The following is a 22609-nucleotide window of genomic DNA, read 5'->3' as shown; positions in this document are numbered from 1 at the left end:
AGGGACGGTCAGGAGGGGCCACCGGGGCGGTCGAAGGTCTCCACGAGCGTGTCGAAATACTGCTTGCCCTGGCCCTTCTGACTGACCGGGGCGGACACCCACAGATCGCACATGACGTTTCCCTCGTCCCAGCTCATGTCCCAGGTCTGGCGGGCGCCGCCGTCGTCCATGCCGCCGTCCCAGACGAAGGCCCAGAGCGCGGCGGGGATGCCCTCGTGCTCGGTCTCGATGACCTGTCCGCTGCGGTAACCGCGGTAGTTCCGCGGGCCCTTGGCGTCCGCTTCCTTGCTGAGCCCCAGCGGGCCCTTGGGGTCCTGCGGCTGGATGTGGACGCCGATGCGGAATTCCTTGCCCGGCGAGTAGTAGTAGACCCGGGGCGCCTCGTAGGACCGGCCCCAGCCGTCGGGCACCGCCAGCCGGAAACCGGCCGGGTCGTTCACCATGGTGTAGCCCTTGGGGAGGGCGCCCTTGCCGCCCTGGTCGGGCAGGGCGGACTTCTTCGCGGGGCCGGTGGACTTCCCCTGCGACGGGGGTGTCGTCGGCCCCTGCGTCACCTTCCCGCCACTCCGGTGCGCCTGGCTGCCGCCGCCGGAATCGTCGTTGCGCAGCAGCAGCGTGGCGACGCCCGCTCCGGCGGCGAGCAGCCCGACCACCGCCACGGCGGTGAGCACGGCCGTCCGGGCGTGGGAGGCGGGCCGGCGGCGCCGCGCGTCCCGCGCGGAGTCGGGGCCGGGGCCGGGGGTGGCGATCCGGGGTGCGGGCGCCGCGGCGTGGCCGGACGGTACGGAGGCGGACGCGGATGCGGACGCCGGTACGGGTGTGGGTGCGGCAGTGTGGCCGAGTGGTCCGGCGGCTCCGGCGGCGGGCGCGGGCGCCGCGGCCGAGGGGCCGACGGGCCCGGGCGGCGTGGGCGAGGTTGCGGCTCCGCCCTCTGCCACCGGCGCCGGACCGGCCGGGCCGACCGGGCCATGGCCGCCGGGCTGACGGCCTCCGGGCCCCTCCGTCCCGGCCCCGGGCGGGCGGACCGGCTCGCCGCGCGGCACCACCTGCGAGGCATCGACGGGCATTTCCGGGGTGTCCCCGCCCTCCCCGCAGGCGCGCAGCAGCCGTTCCGCCGCGTCGCCGTCCAGCCGCCGCCCCCAGTCCCGCTCCAGCAGTCCGCGCACCACGGGCAGCAGCGGCCCGGCGGCGGTCGGCGGGCGTATCTCGTCGAAGACCACGGCGTGCAGCACGCCGCCCAGCGAGTCGCGGTGGAACGGGGATTCGCCGCTGACCAGCGCGCACAGCAGCACGCCCAGCGACCACAGGTCCGACTCCGGGCCGGTCCGGTGGCCCGACATCCGCTCCGGCGCGGTGTATTCGGGCGACCCGACGAAGGAGCCGGTCTCGGTGATCGTGGTGGCGCCGGGTACCTGGGCGATACCGAAGTCGGTCAGCACCACGCGCCGGGTGCCCGCCTCCATCAGCACGTTCGCGGGCTTGATGTCCCGGTGCAGCACCCCGCTCGCGTGCGCCACCCGCAGCGCGTCCAGCAGCGCGAGCCCGATCCGAGCAGCCTCGCGCGGCCCGACCGGGCCGGAGGCGGCGAGCTGATCGGCGAGCGACTGCCCGTCCACCAGCTCCATCACGATCCACGGTTGCCCGGCCGGCTCCTCCACGACGTCGTGCAGCACGATCACATTGGGGTGCTTCAGCTGAGCCAGCGTGCGGGCCTCGCGCAGCGTGCGCTCGCGTCGCAGCTGGGCGTCGAGACCGGAGAGCCCGTCGTCCGGGTGCAGCTCCTTGACCGCGACCTCGCGTTCGAGCAGTTCATCGACGGCCCGCCAGACCGTGCCCATGCCGCCGCGCCCAAGCCGCGAGACCAGGCGGTACCGCCCCGCGAGCATGCGGCCGTCTCCCCCGAAGCTGTCCATGGCCATCATCTTGCCGCACGCTGAAAATGATCATCAGGCGCGGTGCGCCGACCCGGCCGGGCCGACCAGCGCAGGCCGCTCGGCACCGAGGTGGTCTGGGCGGAGTTCGCTGCGCCGTGACCGCCCGCAGGACTTCCATGGCACCGGAGCGCTTCATTCCGCCGTTGGTAACCTGGCGCGCGCCTGCCAAAGGGCGCTCAACCCAATGACGCATTCGGGGGATTTGACGCATGAAGCCCAACCGTGTCCGTGCTGTCGCCATAGCCGGAATAGCCGTGATCGCCCTCGCGGGGGTGACCGGCTGCGACGGCAAGAAGCGGCGGTCCGGCGGCTCGGACCATGGCGGCTTCACGTCCTCCGGCGGGCTGGGGACTTCCGGCGGGACGGCGGGGAACACCACCGGCGGGGACACCGGAAACCTCACCGGCGGGCACGCCAACGGCGGGGTGGCCACCGCCCCCACCACGGCGCCGCCCACCGGTCCGCTGACCACGACGGAGCCCGAGGACGACATCGCCATCACCGCCTGCGACTTCGACTTCACGGGCGACCGGGCCTCCGCCACGATCACCGTCACCAACGGCAACTCGCGGGGCACGGCGGGCTACGACGGATCGGTCGAGATCGTCGACGGGAGCGGCCAGTACCTGGACGGCCTGCTCTTCAGCGTGAGCGATGTGCCCGCCGGTCAGTCCAAGACCAAGCCGCTGTCGCAGGAGATCAGCATCCGGCCGTCCTCCGCGCCCGCCAGCTTCCGGTGCAAGCTCGGCCAGACCTTCAAGTCGGCCAACCTCTCCTGACGCGCACCGCGCGAAGAACGCCGCCCCGCGGCCGGGATGTCCGGGCCACGGGGCGGCGAGGGCGGTGGGTCAGCCGGTCGGCCGGCGCGTCAGTCAGCCGGTCAGCCGGCCACGCGCCAACTGCGGCTGTCGGTCAGCAGCTTGCGCAGCGCCGGGTCCTTGACCGCCTTCGTGCGGTCGGTCGCCTTGGCGCGGATGGTGTGGGTGGCGCCGTCGGCCGGGACACCCAGGGCCTTCGGCGTGATCTCCAGCTTGCCCTTGGCCGAGACGACCGTCTTGCCGTCCACCGACCAGGTGACGCTCGCGGACGCCGGGACGTCGATCTTCACCCGGGCGCCGCGGCTGAGCACGGTGTCCGTGGCGGTGGAGCTGCCGAGCACACTCGCGTGCCGGTAGAAGCCCGCGATCATGGCCTCGCGCCCGGGCAGATTGAACTCGCGGCCCAGGGTGCGCATGATCGAGTTGTCGGTGGGCCGGTTGATGCCCTTGGGGTAGTAGCCGCCGCCCTCGTACGCGCCGACCGTGCCGCCGTCCGGCGAGGTCTGGCCGAGCCAGCGGTACCACTTCTTCTTCTGCTGCTTGAGCTGCTCGGCGCTGAGCGTGCTGACGTTGGAACCCGCGGGCTCGGGGCCGGTGTAGGTGCCGTACTCGGGGTAGAAGTACTCATCGGCCAGCTTGCCGAGCGAGTGGCCGGTCTCGTGGACCGCGACCTGGTCGGAGTCGGCGTTGTCCGAGGAGGCGGTGGCGATCCCGTCGTAACCCGGCTTGGAGGTCACGTCGTTGTAGCCGGCACCGCCGTACTTGGTGCTGTTGGACAGCACGACGACGAGGTCGGCGGCCGGGGCCTTGGCGGCGTAGGACTCGACCTTGTCGGTGTCCACGCACAGCAGCCGCTCCAGGCCGTCGCACCAGAAGTACGACTTCAGGGCGGTGTCCTTGACGACGTCCTTGGCCGGATCGCCGGAGACGCCGGACTCGCGGGAGACGGCGTCCACCGACCAGACGTTGAACAGGCCCTGGTAGGAGGCGTACGGCTGGACCGCCGAGATCTCCTTCCACTTGCTGCGCACGTCGGCGTGGAAGTCCTCCTGCTGGCTGAGGGTGTAGCCGTCGCCGATGAAGACGATGTCGAGCTTGTCGGCCGTGGAGCCCTGCTGCACGATCGGCGTCACGTCGCCGTCGGCGGCGGCCGCGGCGGGCGCCAGGGACCTGGAGTTGCGGGTGAGGCGGTCCGGGCTGGCGGCGGGGACCTTGGCGTGACGGGGGTGGCCGTCGGGCCCGGTGAAGTACTCGACCTCGACCTCCGCCGACTTCCCGGCGGTCTGCGAGGCGGTGGCGGGGTGGGAATCACCGGCGTCGGTGAAGGTACCCGCGGAGGCCGTGGCGGCCACGGCGGCGGTGACGGCTATGCCGGCCACCAGCGAGGCGGCCCGGGCCGAGATGCGTATGCGACTGCGGCGGCGATGGGATCTGCGCACGATGAGGTCTCCCTGAAGAGGGCTCCGTAAACGGCGAGTTAAGCCGGTTTTAGTGGGGGGTTTAAGCCGTGGCTCAAACTAAGGGCTCAACGGCCGCCGGGCAATGGGCGCGACACGAGTATGCGGCGGGCGTGACGAGCGGTGGCCGAGGGGAAGTTGAGCCCAGACGCCCTCGACCACCGCTTGAGCAGGGCTTTCACCGCGGTGGACGGCCGAGCGGTCGATGACCGGCGGCCGGAAATTCGTCAGACCGGAAGACCGGAAGACCGGGGAAACGGGGGGAAGCCCTTACGCGTCGCGTGGGGCTGCCGTCGTGCACCCGGTTACGCGTCGCGGACGAGCTTCAGCAGCCGGTCCAGGACGTGGCGGCCGCCGGCCCGCACCCCGTCGTGCTCGTACTCGTCGGTCACCCAGGTGCGCAGCCCGCGGATGGCGCGGGCGGTGCGCAGCGAGTGCTCGGTGTCGACGAAGAGGTCGTCGTGGTAGATCGCGGCCGCCACCGGCACGGCGTTGCCGGCCAGCCGCTCGGCGTCGTACAGCGGGCCCCAGCCGGTGCGTGCCGCGAGGAGTTCGGCGGTGCGGGCGAGCGGGCGCAGGGCCGCGTGGGTCCGGAGCATCCAGGGGTGCACGGTCTCGCCGGTGAGCAGCACCGGGTGGCCTCCGGCGAGCGCCTGCCCGGCGTCGAACCGCGGGAACTCCGCGCGGATCCGGTGGGCGGACCAGTCCGTCGCCCGGCCGTCCTGGGCGTAGATGGACTCGTGGAGCAGCGTGTACAGGGGGCTGCCCGCGCGGGAGAGGATGCCGGCCACCTGCTCGGTGAAGGCGTCGCTGAGCCGCTCGCCGTCCGGGGTCGGCACGAAGGCGTCCTCCAGGAGGTAGTGGAGGCGGTGCGAGCCGTCGCCGGAGCCGAGCAGGATGCCGACCTGCTGGAACGATTCAGCAGTGAGCCGGGAGCCGTCCGGCAGCACCTCCTCGTGGTCCGCGAGGTGCGCCACGATGCGGTGGACGGCCGCGATGTCGCCGGGGTAACGGGCGTAGTGGGCCAGCGTCTTGCGCTCCATGCGCGGATAGGCCGCCCGGTAGACCGCGTCGGCGTCCTCGTCCAGCGACGGGAGCCCGCCGGTGATCAGCGCGGCCTGGAGGCCCTCGGGCGCGTGGCTGAGGTAGCTCACCGCGCAGAAGCCGCCGAAGCTCTGGCCGAGCACGGTCCACCGGCGGCCGCCGGTCAGCCGCTGCCGGATCAGCTCGCAGTCCCGGACGATCGCGTCGGCGCGGAAGTGGGCGAGGTAGGCGGCCTGCTCCTCGGGGGTGCCGCGCAGGGCGAGGGTCTGGCGGTTGGCCGGGGTGGAGCGGCCGGTGCCGCGCTGGTCGAGCAGGAGCACCCGGTACTCGTCCAGCGCGCGGTCGAGCCATCCGGAGCGGCCCACCGGGCGGTCGGCGCCGAAGCCGGGGCCGCCCTGGAGGTACAGCAGCCAGGGCAGGTCCTCGCGGGCGCGGTCGGGAGCGCCGCCGTCGGTGTTGCCACTGCCGCTGCCGGTGTCGCCGGCGGCGGTGTTGCCGGTGGCGACGATTTCCCGTGCGTAGAGGGTGATCTGTTCCCCGTCCGGCGCCGTATGGTCGAGCGGGACGTCGAAGTGATGGTCGCTGAGCACCAGCCCCGGCTGCCGGACGGTCGTCGATCTGGACATCGAATCAGTCCTCACGTAAATGAATTTATGTCGGCGATTAACGTACCGCCGGGGTAGATACCGCGGGTACGCACAGCCGGCATGCGGGGCAGGCCGGGAGACCGGAGAGGGGTTGCGGTGGCGCAGACGGGGACCACGGGGACCGGGGACGTACGCGCGGACCGGCCGGAGGAGATCGGACGCCGGGTGCTGCGCCTGCGCACCCGACAGGGGCTCACCCAGCGGCAGCTGGCCGAACCGGCCTACACCGCCGCCTATGTGTCCACCCTGGAAGCGGGCAAGGTGCGGCCCTCCGAGGCAGCCCTGCGCCATCTCGCCGAGCGGCTCGGCACCAGCTACGAGGAGCTGGCCACCGGGCGCTCCCCGCAGGAGGCAACCCGGCTGCGCGCCGGTCTCACCGACGCCCGGCACACCCTGGCCACCGGCTCGGCCGGAGAGGCCGCCGCACTCTTCCAGGAGCTGCTCGCCGAGGCGGAGCGGCTGGCGCTCACCGCGGAGCGGGCCGCCGCGCTGCTGGGGCTGGGTGACTGCGCCCTGGAGACCGGCGAGCTGATCGCCGCGCGCGACCACTTCGAGGCGGCGGAGGCGCTGCTGGCCGACGAGCCGCTGCCGCAGCGCGTCCCGGCGATCCGCGGCCGGGCCACCGCCCACCTGCTCGCCGGTGAACTCCGCTACGCCTGCTATCTGCTGGAGAGCGCGGTCGACGAGCTGAACGCCTCCGGTCTGCACGACCCGGACGCGCTGCTGCTGCTGTACACCGCGTCCATCGCCCCGTACATGGACATGGGCGCGCACGCCCGCGCCGCGCACGCCGCCGAACTGGCCCTCGCGCTGGCGCCCCGGGTCGGGGACCCGGCGCTCATCGCCGGAATGCACCGGGGGGTGGCCCGCACCCTCATCGCCGAGGGCCGCACCGCGGAGGCCGACGCCTCGCTGGCCAAGGCGCAGGAGCTGTACCAGCAGCTGCGGATAAGGACGGAGCTCGCGCACTGCCACTGGATGCGCGGCTACGTCCACGCGCAGGACGGGGACCTCGCGCGGGCGGAGAGCGAACTGCGTACCGCGCGCGACATGCTGGCCTCCAAGCGGGCGGCGCTCTTCACCGTGCAGGTGGAGGTGGAGCTGGCGGATGTGCTGCGGCGGCGGGGGCGGGCGGCGGAGGCGGAGGCGCTGCTGCTGCCGCTGCTTCGGGAGTCGGGGGCGGAGTCGGTTGTGGCTGCGGGTGCGGGTTTTGGGGCGGGTGCGGATGGTGGGGTGAGTGCGGGTGCGGAGTCGGTTGTGGCCGCGGGCGCGGGTGCGTTGTCCGCGGAACGGGGGGCGGTGCACGCGGGCGGGGCGCACCGGCTGCTGGGGCTGATCGCCGAGGAGCGTGGCGACACCGAGACCGCCGAGGAGCACTACTGCGCCGCGCTGTCGCTGCTGGAGCGCACCGGGGCGGCCGGGGATCTGGCCGATCTGTGCCGGCTGCTGGGGGACCTGCTGCGGCGCGAGGGGCGGGTGGAGGCCGCGCTGGACGCTTACCGGACGGGGCTGGGCCATCGGGCGGCCCCGGGGACGACGACGCTGGGGCCGGCGCCGGCTGAGCCACCGCTGTAGGTGGCGGGGCGGTGTCGTGGGGGCGCCGTCGTGGGAGGGCGCCGTCGTGGGGGACGGGTCGGTCCGGGGCACCTTCGGGGCGGCATGATTTACGGGCCACCTCCTACGACGTGAAGTTGCCGTCCATTTGCCCGCAAATCACGCTTTAGTGCCCCGAAGGTGCCCCTCCCCGCCCCTCCTGCACGTCGTCATCGATCCCGAGGCGGTCGGTCCCGCCCTCCGGCACGTCGTCACGGAACGGCGAACCGGCCCGTCCGGCTGGTCAGGCCGGACGGGGCCGGGTTTCCCCCTCCGGCTGGTCAGGCCGGACGTACGGCGCGTCCCGTCCGGCCGGTCGTGCCGGGCGGGCCTTGCCGGGCCGCGGCGCCGCGGGTCATCTCCTCCGCGGCGCCGCGACGTATCCCGCAGCCAACCGGCCTCTCCCCCCGCCAGGGGCCGGTCAGCTGCTGGTCTCGTACGGAGCGAGGAGTTCGCTCCAGCCGCGCCGCAGATCGTGGTACTCGTCCTCGCAGAGCTCGGCACGAGCCTTGGTGAGCCGCTCGCCGTCGACGAGGGCGCGGCCCTTGGCGGGCGCGGAACCGTAGACGTAGCAGCGGTAGTTGGCCGAACGGGCGGCGTCCGGCAGGTGTTCGTCGGCGAAGTCGATGTCCTGCGGGTCGGTGTCCTCGGCGTACAGGGCGTAGTTGTCGGCGGCGGCGAGCACCGCGGCGCGGCCGTCCTTGCCCTGCGGGATGAGGTTGTACGCCGCGAACTGGTCGGCGACGTCCTCCTCGCGGCCGACGATCGGCAGGTCGAGCCGGTCGATCAGCGCGTGGGCGACCTCGTGGTAAAGCGTCTCGGTGATCACGCCGGCGGTCCGGTCGGCGGTGTCACCCCCGGAGGCCAGATCGGCGTCCGAGGCCTCCTCGAACATCGTGCGGACCTCGTCCACGAACTCGTAGCAGAGGTCGACGCGCCCCTTGTCGGGGTCGTAGGCGACGTCCGAGTCTCCGCAGGCGCGGCCCTCGATGGCGATGCGCGGGGCGCGGGGCAGCCGGTCGTTGAGCCGCTGGGCGATCTTCTCCGGCAGCCGCCGCTGCCGCAGGAAGTCGCGGGCGCGGGCGTTCTCGGCGCCATCGGGGGCCCGGTAGACAGCGGACAGGCCGCCGCGTGTGGGGGGCGCGGCGGCCTGTGACTCTGTGCTGCACCCCGCTATCAGCCCCGTGACGACGCCGGTGGCCGCCAGGACGGCCACGCTGCGCAGGTGAGCGCGGTGGCACGTAGTGGAGCGGGCAGAGGTCCGGGTGGCCCCTGCGGGATGGTGCAGCATGGAGAGCACTCTGCCGGGTAGACGGCCGGTGCGAAATCCGCCGCTGGTCCCGTCTTACCCCCGCCGGTCGGCGGGGGTTATCCCGCCCACAGACGGACGGCTGCGCTCCACTTCACCACGGTTGTGCGGCACTCTTGGGAACGCACGTAGAAGGAATGAGGGAGCGGTCGGGTGATCCGTGTTGCGGTGGTGGACGACGAACAGCTCGTCCGGTCCGGACTCCGGCTGATCCTCGGAACGGCCCCGGACATCGAGGTGGTCGCCGACTGCTCCGGCGGCGAAGCGGTCGACCGGGTGGCGAGCAGCGCCGCGGAGGTCGTCCTGCTGGACATCCGGATGCCGGACGTGGACGGGCTGACCGTGCTGGGCCGGCTGCTCCAGCTGCCGCGGCCGCCCGCCGTGGCGATGCTGACGACCTTCGACGCCCAGGAGTACCTGGCGGCCGCGCTGCGCGCCGGAGCCGCCGGATTCCTGCTCAAGGACACCGACCCGGAACAGCTGGTGCGCGCGGTGCGGACCCTCGCCGCGGGCGGCAGCGTCCTGGACCCGGGCGTCACCCGGGCGGTCATCGGCGGCTTCCTCGCGGCCGAGGCGGAGGCGACCGCCGCCGCCTCGGTGGGCGCGCTGACCCGGCGCGAGCGGGAGGTGCTGGCGCTGCTCGGCGAGGGGCTGGCCAACCCGCAGATCGCCGAACGGATGGGGCTCGCGCCCAGCACCGTCAAGGACCACGTCCGGGCCGTGCTCGGCAAGCTGGGCGGGCTCAACCGGGTGCAGGCGGCGATCGTCGCCGACCGCGCCGGGCTGGTCATGGGCAGACCCCCGGCGGGCGGCCGACGATGACCACTGCCCCCTCCATGACCACCGGAGCGGCCGCGACCGCCCCGCCGCGCCGGGCGCCGGCCTGGCTCATACGCTGGGCCTCGCTGCTGGTGCCCGTGGTCCTCGCGGTCGCCGACGCGCTGCTGGTCAACGGCGTCACCCTCGGCCTGGAGCTGAACGTCTCGCTGATCGCGGCCGCCGTGCTGCCGCTGCGCCGGCGCTTCCCGGTCACCGTCTTCCTCGCCACCCTGCCGGGGATCTTCATCGGCTACGTGTGGTTCGCGCCCATGATCGCGATCTACACGGTCGCGGTCCGCCGCCCGAACCTGCATCTGCTGGCGCTGTGCGCGCCGCTGCTGGCCGCCGCGCACTTCGTCCCCTGGCCGGTGTCCGACCTGGAGCCCACCGCCTACCGCGAGAACACCCTCACCCTCATCGACTCCGTGGTGACCAGCATCGGGCCGATCGCCCTGGGCCTGCTGATGCGCACCCGCCGGGAGCTGGCCGCCAGGGTCGAGGAACTCACCCGCAGCCGCCGCCACGCCGATCAGCTGCTCGCCGACCGGGTGCTGGGCCGCGAGCGGGCCCGGCTCGCCCGCGAAATGCACGACGTCGTCGCCCACCAGGTCAGCCTGATCAGCCTGCAGGCCGGGGCGGTGCAGATCAGCACCGACGACCCGCGGGCCCGGGAGGGCGCCCGGACCATCCGCGATCTGGCCGTGCGCACCCTGGACGAGCTGCGCCACATGGTGGGCATCCTGCGCAAGGCGGGCGGCGACGGGGCGGACCTCACCCCGCAGCCGCGGCTGGCCGACCTGCCCCGGCTGATCGAGGTGAGCGCGCTCGACGTGACGTACGAGGCGGACTACGGCCGTGAGGCCCCGGACCACGCGGAGCGGCCGGAGGCGGTGGAGCGGGCCGCCTTCCGTACCGTGCAGGAGGCGCTGACCAACGTCCGCAAGCACGCGCCGGGGGCGCGCGTGAAGGTCAGGATCACCGACCGCGACCCGGCCCGCCGCACGCTGCGGGTGGAGGTACGCAACGGGCCGCCGGACGCGGACGCGCCGGCCCCGGAGCTGCCCGGTGGGCGCCACGGGCTGGTCGGCCTGCGGGAGCGGGCACAGTTGCTGGGCGGCACCTTCGACGCGCATCCGACGGAGGGCGGCGGTTTCGTGGTGCGGGCGGAGTTCCCGCGCGACGGCATTCCGCCGGGGCTGGCCGGCGCCTGAGCCGTCGGGGTCCCCGGTCCGCTCGGCGGCGCCCGGGCCGGTCCCGCTCGGCGCGGGTGCGATGGGCAGCCCGTTCCGCCATCGCTACACAGTCGGCCGGAGTGATGCACCGCCCCTCCGGGCTACGCGGCGCCCGGCGCTGGCTACGCGTCAACGGCCTCGGGCTACGCCGCGGCGGGCTCGGTGGCGGCGATCAGGTCCGGGTAGATCTCGAACAGGCGCTGCACGCCCAGCGCCGCCAGCACCCGGTTGACGTGGGAGCCGTCGGGCGCGTCCTGGGCGGGCAGGATGAGCCGCAGCTTCCCGGAGCAGGAGCGCATCAGCCGGCGCGCGGCTATCAGCACCCCGACCCCGCTGGAGTCGCAGAAGCGGACTTCGGAGAGGTCGAGGACCACGGCATGGCGGCCCTCGGCGACCGCGTCGTGCACATGCTGGCGGACCGCGGGGGAGGTCACCAGGTCCATCTCCCCCGAGACCCGGAGCACGACCCACTCGCCTCTCACGCCCTCCATCACCTTCAGCGCCACGCGTCGATGCCCTTCACTCGCCCCGCCAACCGGAATAGCCCGTTCCCGAGTGCGGCTGCCCGTCCCCTCCCCCGTGAAACACCTGTCCCCCTTGAAACCCGTCCCGGCGTCCGAGCGGGTGTCAACCGCCGGCAACGACCCTACGTCCCGGCCCGCCCCCGACTCGCCCTCCTCGTGCGGAAAGTGACGAGCCCAATACCATCCGCAGTCCCCGAAAGTGGCACATTGCCCGGAACGGGCATGCGCTGTCAGTCGTTCGCACTACATTCGATGCGAGGAACGGCATAGTCGCCGGATACCGGGCGGACTTCGAGACGACAGGATGGGGGCCGCATGGCGCACGACGCACCACCCCGCTGGGACCGCAAGATGCAACAGCGGCTCGCGCGCGGGGAAGCCGCCGCGCTCGGTGAGCTGTACGACCGCTTCGCCTCGCTCGTCCACCAGCTGGCACACCGGATCATGGACGACGAGGACGCCGCCGACCGCATCACCCGTGAGGTCTTCACCCACATCTGGGAGAACCCGGACGCGTACGACCCGAAGCAGGGCTCCTTCCGCTCCTGGGTCGCCTCGCTCACCCACCGGTATGCCGTGCAGCGGCTCCGGGAGGCCGAGACGGCGTGCCTGCCGGAAGGCTGCCCGGCCGGCGCGGCAGAGGTGGAGGCGAAGATCCGGGACGCCTCCGCGGCCGCCCGCGCCGACTACATCGTCACCTCGATGCCCGCCCCGCTACGGGAAGCGCTGGAGCTGGCCTACCGCCACCGCCACGACTACCGGCAGGCGGCCGCCGCGCTGGGCGTCACCGAGGACGAGGCCCGGCGCCGGCTGCGGCTCGGCCTCCAGCTCCTCTCCACGGCGAACGTCACGGGCCCGCACCGGGTCTCGCCGCCGAGCTACGGGCGGGCGCTGTGAAGGGGCCCGGCGGCCCGGACCGCTTCGAAGGCTTCGACCACGACGGCTACGAGGAGGACGGCGCCGAGGACGACACCGGCGAGCGGGCCGGCGGCGGCCCCGACACGCCCGGTGGCCGCCCCGGCGCCCGGTCCGGCCCCGCGGGGTCGGTCCGGATACCGCCTCCGCGCCCGGCGGCCGAGGACGGCAGCCACTGGCCCAGGGGCGAGCGGCCGATGACACCTGAGCAGCCCGGGCCGGAGGCAACCGCCGGGCCGGGCGAGCCGAACGAAACTCCCGAGCCGACGGCCGAGCCGAACGGATCCGCCGAAGCGGCGGCCGGGCATGCGGCCGAGCCGGACGCGACCGCCGAGCCGGTGATCCGGCCGAGCGCAGGCCCCGGGCCGACCACCGGGCAGGACGGATCCCCCGGGCCCGATCGGGCCCCGACCGCGAATCCGCCGGTCTCGAACCCGTCGGCCGGACCGGATGGGAATCCGGCGACCGGGAGCCCGCCGACCGCGAGTCCGCCGGCCGGGAAGCCACCGGCGGGGAAGCCACCGCCCGGCGCGGCAACGCCCCACGCGGCAGCGTCACCCGCATCGCCCGTGACAGCGTCCCCCGCGGCGGGCGGGTTCGCGCTGCCGCCGGGACGCCAGGTGCCGTCGGCGGGGCCGGGCCCGCTGCTGCCCGCGCACTCACATGACGTGCTCAAGTCGCTGCTCGGCGCCTGGGCGCTGGCCGCCTGCTCCAGTGAGGAGACGGCGGCCGTCGAGGCGCACCTCAACGACTGCGTGCCGTGCGCCGAGGAGGCGCTGCGGCTGCGCGACGCGGTCGGGTTGCTGCACCACGACGACAACCTCGACCTGAACCCGCTGCTCCGTTCGCGGGTGCTGGCCGGCTGCCTGGTCCGCCGCCCGGCCCGTATCCCGGTGCCCGAGTGGGCCACCGCCTACGACGCCGAGGCGGCCCGGCTTGACGCGCTGCTGCGCGACATGGGCTCGGCGGAGTGGCGTGCTCCGGTGCGGCTGAAGTGGTTCGACGACGGCGAGCGGTCGGCCGAGCGGGACACCACGGTCGCCGGGGTCATCGGGCATCTGATGGCGGTCGACGGCATACTCGCCACCGTGCTGGGGCTGCCCGATCCGCTGGGCCCGGGCGCGCCCGCCTCCCCGCTCGCCCGTACCGAGGCGATCTGGCGGGCCAAACCGGTCGAGCCCCTGGATCCGGACACCGCGCCGGACACCGGTCCGGGCCAGGGCACCGGCCCCGGCGTGCACGGTGGCGTGACCGGCGCGCTGGGCGGCCGGACGACGCGGGACCGGTACGACCGCCGGTCGCCCGGCGCGATCCACGAGCCGTGGCGCGAACAGGCGTGCTCGCTGGTGCGGTCCGCGTCCTTCGCCGGCCGCGGGGTCGACGAGCGGCCCGTGCCGTTCGGCGATCTGCGGATGCCGGTGCGCGACTCGTTCATCGACCGCGCCCTGGCCTGCTGGGTGCACGGCGGCGACATCGCGGACGCCGTCGGCTATCCGTACAAGCCCCCGACGTCCGCCCACCTCAACCACATGATCGACCTGTACGCGCGGCGGCTGCCCGAGACGATCGCCGAGCGCCGCCGCGCTGGACGGGCGGCGCCGCCCCGGCAGCTGGTGGCCGCGGGCACGCCGGGCCGCTCGCTGCACCTGGAGGTCGAGGGCAGCGGCGGCGGCCACTGGTACATCGCGCTGGACTCACCCGCCGCGCTGGCCCGCCCCGATGAGGCGGTCGCCCAGATCACCCTCGACCGGGACACCTTCTACCAGCTGGCCGCCGGGCACGTGCCGCCGGAGGACGCGGCGGCGGGGCAGGTCGGAGACCCGGAGGCGATCCGGGACGTCCTCTTCGCCACCGCCGCCATGTCCCGGCTCTGACACGCTCTTCAGCCCGTCCTGGGGGCACCTCCCAGCGGTAGCTGGGGGAGTTTGAGGGCTGGGGGTCCCCCGGACGAAGTCTGGGGGAGGGTGTGGGGCGGCGCCCCACTAAGAGAAAATGACGGTGCGCGCGCCGTTGAGCAGCACCCTGCGCTCGCTGTGCCACTTCACCGCCCGCGCCAGCGCCTGGCACTCCACATCGCGCCCCACCGCGACCAGCTGGTCCGGGGTGAGCTCGTGGCCGACCCGCTCGACCTCCTGCTCGATGATCGGGCCCTCGTCCAGGTCGGCGGTCACGTAGTGCGCCGTGGCGCCGATCAGCTTCACGCCGCGGGCGTGCGCCTGGTGGTAGGGCTTGGCGCCCTTGAAGCTCGGCAGGAAGGAGTGGTGGATGTTGATGATCCGGCCGGACAGCTCCTTGCAGAGGTTGTCGGAGAGCACCTGCATGTAGCGGGCGAGCACCACCAGCTCGACGCCCTCGGCGCGCACCAGCTCCAGCAGCCGCGCCTCGGCCTCGGCCTTCGTCTCCCTGGTGACCGGGATGTGGTGGAAGGGCACCCCGTAGGACTCCGCCAGCTCCTTGAAGTCGGTGTGGTTGGACACCACGGCCGCGATCTCCACCGGCAGCGCCCCGATGCGGGTGCGGAAGAGCAGGTCGTTCAGGCAGTGACCGAACTTCGAGACCATCAGCACGACCCGCGTCTTCTGGTCGGCCCGGTGCAGCTGCCAGTCCATCTGGAAGGACTCGCCCACCGCGGCGAAGCTGGCCCGCAGGCTGTCCAGCGAGACCGGCGTCTCGGCGCGGAAGTGCACCCGCATGAAGAACAGACCGCTGTCACGGTCCCCGTACTGCTGGCTGTCCTCGATGTTGCAGCCGGTCATGAACAGATAGCTGGACACGGCGTGCACGATGCCCTGCTTGTCAGGGCAGGACAGCGTGAGGATGTACTGGTCGGGGACGGCAGATCGCGGCTCGCTCATGACCCCATAGCGTCGCACACCCGCGGAGACGGTCAGACCGCGCGCGTCATGATCGCGATCACCTGGAGCGAGTGCGGGGGCACGTCGGGGTCCTCGCCGTCGTTCCCCGCGAGCCGCACATGGGCCTCGCGCGCGGCCCGGACGGCTTCCGGCCAGCCGTGGTGCTCCAGGTAGGCCGAGACCGGGGCGTCCGCACCGACCTGGTGCATGATGCGCAGCACCCGCAGCACGGCCACATCGACGAGCGCGGCCTCCTGTGAGTCGCGGAATATCGTCCCGACGTACTTCTCGGCGGACCAGTTGTCCAGCCAGGTGTCCTCGACGAGCCGGTAGACGGCATCCGTCACGTCCCCGTACCCGTCCTGTCCGGCCAGCCAGCACTCCTGCTGGAAGACCGGGTCGGAGAGCATGTGCAGCGCCGAGCGCACATTGCAGCGCCAGCGCCACCACGGCATGTCATTGAGCGGCATGGCGCCCATGGTGGTCGAGCGGCGGGCGCGACGGGAAGACTTCTCCGAACCTTGCACGGTGACCGATCGTACGTTCTTCACAGACGGGCCGGTCGCGGCCCCCGCAATTCACCACAAGGACACCTTTTGTCAAACTTCCCGAGGACGTGAGTTCCGGCGTGGCCGGAAGGCTCCCGGGGCATGACCGGAAGGCTCGGAAGGCTCCGCCCCTCCTCCCGTCCACTCCGCGCGGCTGCCGCGGCCCTTTCCGCAGCCGTCGGCGCCACGCTGATAGCCGGCTGCGGGTCGCTCCCGGGGGCCGCGGGTGCCTCGGGCAAGAAGCCCATCGTGGTGATGACCTGGGCGCCGGAAGACACCAACGCGACCAACATGCCGGGCATGCCGGCCATGGCGCAGGCGTACGCCCGCTGGGTCAACGACACCGGCGGCATCCACGGCCGCGAGCTGCGGGTCATCTCCTGCAACGAGCGGAACGACACCGTGCAGGCGGCCCGCTGCGCCCAGCAGGCCGCCGACGAGGGCGCGGTCGCCGTCGTCGGCTCCTACAGCCAGTACGGGCGGTCCTTCATGGCGCCGCTGGAGGTCTCCGGAATCCCCTACATCGGCGGCTACGGCCTCTCCGAGGACGAGTTCACCAGCCCCGTGTCGTACCCGGTCAACGGCGGCCAGGCGGCGCTGCTGGCGGGCAACGGCCGCCAGCTCGCGTCCGTCTGCGACCGCGTCTCGCTGGTCCGGCCGGACACCATCGCCGGCGACGAACTGCCCGACCTGCTCGACGCCGGGCTCGCGGCGGGCAAGCGCCGCCCGGCCACCGACGTCCGCGCGCCCGAGGACGCCTCCGACTACACCCGGCAGGCGCAGCGCGCGCTGGACGGCGTGGGCGCCGACGCCGCCGTGCGCGGTACCGCCTCGGCCGACGGCGCCGAGCTGAGCCGCTCCTGTGTCACCGCGGCCCTCGGCAAGCGCACCAACACCTTCTTCGACTCCTTCCGCCGCCTCCAGGAGGCGAACCCGAAGGTCCGGATCGCCTCCGTCCTCGGCAGCGTCCGGCAGTCCCTGGTGGACAGCACCGGCGGCAAGGACAGCGCGCTGGAGGGCGCGTACGCCACCGGCTGGTACCCGGCCGCGGACGACTCGCGCTGGGACGCCATGCACCGCGTCATCGACCGGTACGCCTTCGACGACGTGCGGATCGACTCCGCCGACCCCGGCTCGCAGACCACCTGGATCGCCTACACCGTGCTGCGGTCCGTGCTGCTCTCGATCGACCCGGACGACATCGACGCCGACACCGTGCGGCAGAAACTCGACCGCGGGTTCGCCGTCGAGACCGGCGGGCTGACCCCGGTGCTGCGCTGGGGGATCGGCGACAAGATGGCCGTGCACCGGTATCCGCGGATCGTGAACGCCAACGTCACCTACCAGGTGGTGCGGGAGGGACGGCTGGTGGCCGTCCGCGACGGCTTCGTGGACATCCGGGAGACGCTGGAGCGCTACACCAAGCGGAGCTGACCGCCCGGCTGACCGCGTCCGCGGCGTGACGGCCCATGACGGCGTGCGGGACGGGACGGCGACGGGCGACATGACGGGAGGCCGGCCGCGGTGCGTGCCGCGGCCGGCCTCCCGTCATCGGTCACCCGGCCGTCAGAGGTCGGTGGCCTTGCGCTGGGTCAGCCCGTACTTCGTGGCGATGCTGTTCCAGAGCGTGGCGGCCTTCTCCTTGGCCGCAGTCGCCTGGACGCTGGACCGCTCGGCCGCGGTGGCCTGCGGCGTGCGCCGCGCCTGCCCCTTGTGGCAGCCCTTCTTGCCCTTGACCTGCCCGGCCCACGCCGCGTAGTGGTTGTCCGCCGAGGCCGACGCCTTCCACGCCTTGGTGAGGTTCTGGGTCAGCTGCGCGTGGTTGGGGAGCTTGTCGACGGAGAGCTGGCTCAGCCGGGTCACCAGGTTGTTGCGGTCCTGGGCCGCGGTGCGCAGGTCCTGGCCCGCGGCGGTCAGATCCTTGCAGCTCTTGATGTTGGCGACGGCCGCGATCACCGAGGCGCGGCTGTTGTTGCTGTCGGCGAGCAGCGTGTCCAACGCCTTGGCCTGCTCCTCCACCGGGTCGGCGGTGGGCGACGGCTTCTGGGACGGGGTGGTGGGAGCCGAGCTGACCTCGGTCTTCTGGCCCTCGTCGTCCTTGTCGTCGTCACCGCCCGCGCTGAGCGCCGCGCCCGCCGCCAGCCCGGCGACGGCACAGGCCGCGACGACCGCGCCGATCACCAGGCCGCGCTTGCGGCGGGGCGAGCCGCCGCCACCGTTGCCGTAGTCCGCCGGCCCGGTGGGCGGCTCCATCGAGTCGTCGTAGAGCGGGAGCTGCTGGGTGGAGTCGGCCGGCTGGTATCCGGCGGCGGGCCCGGCGCCGTCGGCGCGGAAGAGCCCGTCGAACTCCGCCGGGGGCTGCCGGTCCTCGGGCCGGCCCGGGCGGATCCCGAAGGGCGCGCCCGGCGGACGGGGCGGCTGCTGGCCACCCGGCGCGGCCGCGCCATGACCGGGAGCGCCAGGGCCACCGTGCGCCGGGACCGGGCCGGGCAGCACCTGGGTCTCCTCGGCGGCACCGGGCGCCGCGCCGTGCGGCGGCATCGGGCCGGCCTGCGGCGTCTTGGGGGCCTGGGGGCGGATGGCGCGCAGCTGGGTCGTCGACTCGGCCGGCGACTCGGGCTTGCGGCGCCGCCCCGAGCCGCTCTCCGGCGGCAGCGGTACGGAGCCGGTCTGCGGCGACGGGCCGACGGGGGCCTGGCTGTGCCCACCGGGGGCCGCCGGGCCGGATGCCGGACCCTGGGCGCCCTCCGGGGGCAGCGGTATCGAGCCGCCGGTGCCTCCGGGCACCGGGGGTATCAGCTGGGTCTCCTCGGCGTCGCTGCCCTGCGCGGCAGCGGGGCCGGAGCCGGACATCGGGCCGGAGCCGGGCGTCGGGGCGGGCATGTCCGCGGTGATCGGCCGCAGCATCCGGGTCTGCTCACCCGCGCCCGGCGCACCAGCGGTGGGCGGCTGCGGCGCGAGTCGCGGCAGCGGCGGCCCCGCGGCCACCCCCTGCCCCTGCGGCCCGGCCTGCGGCGGCCCGGCCTGCGGTCCGTGCTGCCCTGCCTGCGGCTGGCCGTGCGGCGGCTGGCCCTCGCCCGGCTGGCCGGGGAAAGACTGCCCCGCCTGCTGCTGGCCGGGGAAAGACTGCTGGGCCGCGAACGGCTGGCCCTGGCCCGGCTGGCCCATGAAGGGCTGGCCCTGACCCGGCTGCCCGGGGAACGGCTGCCCCTGGCCCGGATGGGAGGACGGCGCCTGGCCGTCGCCCGGCTGCCCGGGAAACGGCTGCTGCCCGGGAAACGGCTGGCCCTGGCTTGGCTGCTGGCCCGCGAAGGGCTGGCCGGGGAACGCCTGACCGTCCTGGCCCGGCTGCCGGCCGGGGAACGGCTGGCCGGACGGGCCCTGGCCGTCGCCCGGCTGGCCCGGGGCCTGCCCCGGGGGCGGCGGCGGGAGCTGCAGGCCGTGCGGCGCGCCCTGCGGCGAGGGTGCGAACGGGGGCAGCGACTGCTGCGGGCCGGGCGCGCCCGGCTGCCCCGGCAGAGCGGGTTGCCCAGCCTGGGCAGGCGGGAGCTGCTGGCCGTACGGGGCCGGGCCCGGGTGGGCCTGCTGCGCGAACGGCGCGCCCTGCGGCGGCAGGCCATGCGGAGGCGTGCCCTCCGGGGCGGCGCCCTGCGGGAATCCCTGGTGCGGCAGCCCGTGGGGCTGCGGCGGCAGCGGCGGCTGGCCATACGCCGCACCGGCAGCGGCGCCGCCGACGGGCTGCGCGGGCGGCAGCTGTCCCGGGGCGTGCGGCGGGTGCGGGGCCTGCGCCGGAGACGCCGGCCCCTCGGCCTGCGGCCCCCAGGGCTGGCCCCACGGCTGGCCGCCGGACGGGGCCGCGTGCTGCTCCGGGGCCCACTGGTCACCGTGAGCGGGCAGCACGACGCCCTCATGGGCGGTCGGGGCCGCAGGAGGTAGCGGCTCGTTCCCCTGTCCGCTCTGCGTCACCGGGACTCCTATGAATATGCGGAACTGAACGAATCGTCGGCTCACGCTACCCGGTCCCGAAGCGGTGCACCGCCGGGGCGGGGCACGCCCGTCGAAGGTCACAGACAAAGACCCGCAATCACCTCGTACGCGCTTCCCCGCCCCAGCGTCACAGCACGTGCCCACCCACGCTCGCCGCGTACGGCCGCCCCCTCACGCGGCGTACGGCTGCCGTCCCTACCCCGCGTGCCAGGTCACCAACGCACCAACTCCCCCCTCACGCCGCGTACACCTCCAGGCGCGCCCCGAACTCCCGTACCACCGGCTCGTGACGGAACGGCTCCAACCGCTGTGTGAAGTCGTCCAGATACTCGGTGCCACGGCTCGACCGCAGCCGGCCCAGCAGCTCCACCGCGCGGGCGCCGGTCTGGCACGCCTGCTCGACGTCCCGCTGCTGCACCTGTGCCGTGGCCAGCAGCAGTGTGGCGATCGCCCGTCGCCGCATCCGCTCCTCCGGCAGCCCGGCCAGCGCCTCCTCCGCCCGCCGTCGGGCCGGCTCGGCCTGGCCCAGGTCGCGGTGGCAGTGGGCGAGTTCGTCCGCGAGGTAGGCCCGGTCGAAGTGGCGGATCCAGGGCGGTTCGTCACCGGAGTCGGGCCTGGCCTCGGCGCGCTCCAGCGCGTCCAGCGCCCGGCCGCACGCCGCCTGGCAGGCGCGCGGATCGCCCATCAGCGCGTGCCCGCGCGCCTCGGCCGCGTGGAACATCGCCTCCGCGCGCTGCGGCACCTGGCCGCGCGCCCCCTCCTGCGCGGCCCGCGCCAGCTGCGCGATCTCGCGCGGATTGCCCAGCTGGGCGGCGAGATGGCTCATGCTCGCGGCCAGCACATAGCCGCCGTAGCCACGGTCCCCGGCGGCCTGGGCGAGCCGCAGCGCCTGGATGTAGTAGCGCTGGGCGAGCCCCGCCTGGCCGGTGTCGACCGCCATGTATCCGGCCAGCTCGGTCAACCGGGCGACGGCGGCGAAGAGCTCCCGGCCGACGGCCTCGCGATAGGAGCCGGCCAGCAGACCGGAGACGACACTGTTCAGATAGTGGACGACGACCGGCCGTACATGACCGCTGCCGTAACTGTGGTCCAGCTCCACGATGGCGTCGGTGGTGGCCCGTACCGCCGCGACGTCCGACCGGCCCACCCGGGCGCCGGCGGACCGCGCGACCTGCGAGTCCGGCCCGGTGATCAGCCAGTCGCGGCTGGGCTCCACCAGCGCGGAGGCGGCCACCGTCGTCCCGCTGAGGAAGTCGCGGCGGCCGACGTCGCTGCGCCACAGCTCGCAGACCTGCTCGATGGCGCCGAGCACGGTGGGCGAGAACTGCATGCCCACCCCCGAGGCGAGGTTCTTGCCGTTGGCCATCCCGATCTCGTCGATGGTGACGGTACGGCCCAGCTTGCGGCCGAGCGCCTCGGCGATGATCCCCGGCGCCCGGCCCCGGGGCTGCTGACCGCGCAGCCAGCGGGCGACCGATGTCTTGTCGTAGCGCAGATCGAGGCCGTGCTCGGCCCCGCACATGTTCACGCGGCGTGCCAGACCGGCGTTGGAACAGCCGGCCTCCTGAATGAGCGCCTGCAGCCTCTCGTTCGGCTGCCGCGCCACAAGCGGCCTAGCGGCCATGGCTCTACCCCCTGTGACTGCTGTGCGTTCAGGACGAACGCCGTCCCTGGTGGTCACTGCCCAGCGGATATACGGAGAATGCGAGACCTTGACCGTATTCACCCGTATCGTGCGGTAGTCGATCCACCGCATCCCGGATGCGGCGCAAGGCAGGCACGACGGGGAAAGCCGAGGCCGCCCAGGGTTTCGCAGTGCGGCCGACGGCCCAACTCCGCTCGAAGGCCCCTCGGTCCTCCAGGGCCCCTCAAGGGAGATGCCAACCCCCCATCACGGAAAGTGGCTACCCGCTTACCGCCGCCCCACCGCGCGCGCCCCCATCCATGCACCCATGCGCCCCGCGTGATCTGGCGTTGCCCCCCGCCATGCCCTGCCCCGGCCCGTAACCCCTGATGACCGGAAAAGTTGAGTTCAGCGTGGAAGACACCAGGGACGTCACCGAAGCTCCGCGGAGCCGGAGTCAGAGCCAGGCCGGCCAGGACCGGACGCAGGTCCAGATCCCCAAGCAGGGTGGCGAGCGTCTGCCCGACACCGCCGCCCGGTATGCCGAGGAGCGGCACTGGGACGTGTGCCCGGGCACCTGGCTGGAGGCCGGGGCGGGCATGGAGCGGTGCTCCTGCGGCTCTCCCGACTGCCCCTCCCCTGGCGCCCATCCGGCCCGGGACGACTGGGAGTCGCAGGCCACCGGGAGCGCGGTCGCGGCCCGCCGGATGTGGGGCCGTACGCCGCGCGCGTCCATCCTGCTGCCCACCGGCCGCACCTTCGACACCCTCGACGTCCCGGAGAGCGCGGGCTGCCTGGCGCTGGCCCGGATGGAGCGGATGGGCGTCGAGCTCGGCCCGGTCACCTCCACCCCGGACCGCCGGATGCACTTCTTCGTGCTGCCCGGCGCCGCGCCGAAACTGCCCGAGCTGGTGCGGAAGCTGGGCTGGGCGCCCTCCTCGGTCGACCTGACCGCCCATGGCGAAGGGGATTACGTGCTCGCGCCCCCGACCCGGGTGGGCTCGCGCGGCTCGGTGCAGTGGGCGCGCCGCCCCACCGTCGCCAACCGCTGGCTGCCGGATGCGGAGGAACTGGTCAGCGCGCTGGCGTACGCCTGCGGGCGCTGAGCCCGACCTGCACGCCCCGCTCCATCCCGCCCGCTCCGGAAGGCCGGGATTTTCCCCTCTATGGCGCAATTCGCGGTAGACGGAAGACTGGACTCCGCCCTGGGCCGCTGTGCCCGCGCCCGTATCGTGTGGGCGGACGGGGGCGCGACCGGCCCTCGCAGGTACGGCGAAGGGCACCATCGGTGGCAGAGCAGCCA

18 protein-coding genes are annotated in these 22609 nt (G+C 73.9%); 9 read left to right on the top strand and 9 right to left on the bottom strand.

From position 1 onward, the window contains the following. Positions 1–8: 8 nt before the first annotated feature. On the bottom strand, positions 9–1913 hold the full coding sequence (locus AC4BDD_RS17190; protein ID WP_490686323.1) for a serine/threonine-protein kinase: 1905 nt from the start codon (positions 1911–1913) through the stop codon (positions 9–11). A gap of 230 nt (positions 1914–2143) precedes the next feature. Here AC4BDD_RS17190 and AC4BDD_RS17185 point away from each other — a divergent pair, with 230 nt between their 5' ends. Further along, the gene (locus AC4BDD_RS17185) at positions 2144–2713 is read left to right on the top strand and encodes a hypothetical protein (RefSeq protein WP_490686322.1); all 570 of its coding nucleotides are present in this window, start codon (positions 2144–2146) and stop codon (positions 2711–2713) included. Positions 2714–2814: 101 nt separating this feature from the next. Here the strand turns inward: AC4BDD_RS17185 and AC4BDD_RS17180 are convergent, their stop codons facing one another. Together AC4BDD_RS17180 and AC4BDD_RS17175 are read right to left on the bottom strand one after the other, a co-directional pair. Continuing rightward, positions 2815–4191, bottom strand: a complete 1377-nt coding sequence (locus tag AC4BDD_RS17180; RefSeq protein ID WP_490686321.1) for a M64 family metallopeptidase — start codon at positions 4189–4191, stop codon at positions 2815–2817. Between the two features lie 323 nt (positions 4192–4514). Next, a complete protein-coding gene (locus tag AC4BDD_RS17175; protein ID WP_490686320.1) occupies positions 4515–5879 on the bottom strand; it encodes an alpha/beta fold hydrolase in 1365 nt (454 codons plus the stop codon). Positions 5880–5960: 81 nt separating this feature from the next. On the opposite strand from AC4BDD_RS17175, the gene AC4BDD_RS17170 reads away from it, so the two are divergent. Then, a complete protein-coding gene (locus tag AC4BDD_RS17170) occupies positions 5961–7475 on the top strand; it encodes a helix-turn-helix domain-containing protein (protein ID WP_490686319.1) in 1515 nt (504 codons plus the stop codon). A gap of 439 nt (positions 7476–7914) precedes the next feature. Here AC4BDD_RS17170 and AC4BDD_RS17165 read toward each other — a convergent pair whose 3' ends face one another. Then, positions 7915–8709, bottom strand: coding sequence for a DUF4344 domain-containing metallopeptidase (locus tag AC4BDD_RS17165; RefSeq protein ID WP_490686318.1), 795 nt, complete (start codon positions 8707–8709; stop codon positions 7915–7917). 246 nt (positions 8710–8955) lie between these two features. Between AC4BDD_RS17165 and AC4BDD_RS17160 the strand changes: the two genes are divergently transcribed. After that, positions 8956–9624, top strand: coding sequence for a response regulator (locus AC4BDD_RS17160; RefSeq protein ID WP_490686317.1), 669 nt, complete (start codon positions 8956–8958; stop codon positions 9622–9624). Then, the gene (locus AC4BDD_RS17155) at positions 9621–10832 is read left to right on the top strand and encodes a sensor histidine kinase (protein WP_490686316.1); all 1212 of its coding nucleotides are present in this window, start codon (positions 9621–9623) and stop codon (positions 10830–10832) included. Before AC4BDD_RS17160 ends, AC4BDD_RS17155 begins: the two co-directional genes overlap by 4 nt. A gap of 164 nt (positions 10833–10996) precedes the next feature. Here the strand turns inward: AC4BDD_RS17155 and AC4BDD_RS17150 are convergent, their stop codons facing one another. Continuing rightward, positions 10997–11344, bottom strand: a complete 348-nt coding sequence (locus AC4BDD_RS17150) for an STAS domain-containing protein (protein WP_490691810.1) — start codon at positions 11342–11344, stop codon at positions 10997–10999. A 348-nt stretch (positions 11345–11692) separates the two neighbouring features. Between AC4BDD_RS17150 and AC4BDD_RS17145 the strand changes: the two genes are divergently transcribed. Together AC4BDD_RS17145 and AC4BDD_RS17140 are read left to right on the top strand one after the other, a co-directional pair. Beyond that, the gene (locus AC4BDD_RS17145) at positions 11693–12274 is read left to right on the top strand and encodes an RNA polymerase sigma factor (RefSeq protein WP_490686315.1); all 582 of its coding nucleotides are present in this window, start codon (positions 11693–11695) and stop codon (positions 12272–12274) included. Between the two features lie 215 nt (positions 12275–12489). Further along, positions 12490–14166, top strand: coding sequence for a zf-HC2 domain-containing protein (locus AC4BDD_RS17140; protein WP_490691809.1), 1677 nt, complete (start codon positions 12490–12492; stop codon positions 14164–14166). A 108-nt stretch (positions 14167–14274) separates the two neighbouring features. On the opposite strand, the gene purU is transcribed toward AC4BDD_RS17140, so the two are convergent. Both purU and AC4BDD_RS17130 read right to left on the bottom strand, forming a co-directional pair. Beyond that, complete coding sequence (gene purU, locus AC4BDD_RS17135; protein WP_490686314.1) at positions 14275–15147, bottom strand: formyltetrahydrofolate deformylase; 873 nt, start codon at positions 15145–15147, stop codon at positions 14275–14277. Between the two features lie 32 nt (positions 15148–15179). Next, entirely contained in the window at positions 15180–15626 is a 447-nt protein-coding gene (locus AC4BDD_RS17130; protein WP_490691808.1) for an SCO4402 family protein, read from the bottom strand. A 171-nt stretch (positions 15627–15797) separates the two neighbouring features. On the opposite strand from AC4BDD_RS17130, the gene AC4BDD_RS17125 reads away from it, so the two are divergent. Beyond that, entirely contained in the window at positions 15798–17129 is a 1332-nt protein-coding gene (locus AC4BDD_RS17125) for an ABC transporter substrate-binding protein (RefSeq protein WP_490686313.1), read from the top strand. A 132-nt stretch (positions 17130–17261) separates the two neighbouring features. On the opposite strand, the gene AC4BDD_RS17120 is transcribed toward AC4BDD_RS17125, so the two are convergent. Further along, positions 17262–18683: a hypothetical protein gene (locus AC4BDD_RS17120; protein ID WP_490686312.1), complete on the bottom strand. Its 1422-nt coding sequence runs from the start codon at positions 18681–18683 to the stop codon at positions 17262–17264. Positions 18684–18728: 45 nt separating this feature from the next. Between AC4BDD_RS17120 and AC4BDD_RS17115 the strand changes: the two genes are divergently transcribed. Beyond that, entirely contained in the window at positions 18729–19631 is a 903-nt protein-coding gene (locus AC4BDD_RS17115; RefSeq protein WP_490686311.1) for a hypothetical protein, read from the top strand. 286 nt (positions 19632–19917) lie between these two features. Here the strand turns inward: AC4BDD_RS17115 and AC4BDD_RS17110 are convergent, their stop codons facing one another. After that, entirely contained in the window at positions 19918–21306 is a 1389-nt protein-coding gene (locus AC4BDD_RS17110; protein WP_490686310.1) for an NsdA family TPR-like regulatory protein, read from the bottom strand. A 389-nt stretch (positions 21307–21695) separates the two neighbouring features. On the opposite strand from AC4BDD_RS17110, the gene AC4BDD_RS17105 reads away from it, so the two are divergent. Then, a complete protein-coding gene (locus AC4BDD_RS17105) occupies positions 21696–22412 on the top strand; it encodes a bifunctional DNA primase/polymerase (RefSeq protein ID WP_490686309.1) in 717 nt (238 codons plus the stop codon). The last annotated feature ends 197 nt before the right edge of the window (positions 22413–22609 follow it).

The sequence above is a fragment of the Streptomyces sp. JLBT605 genome, from assembly GCF_058215555.1.
The sequence above is the reverse complement of the archived record's forward strand: the minus strand, read 5'-3'. Positions and strand labels throughout refer to the sequence as shown.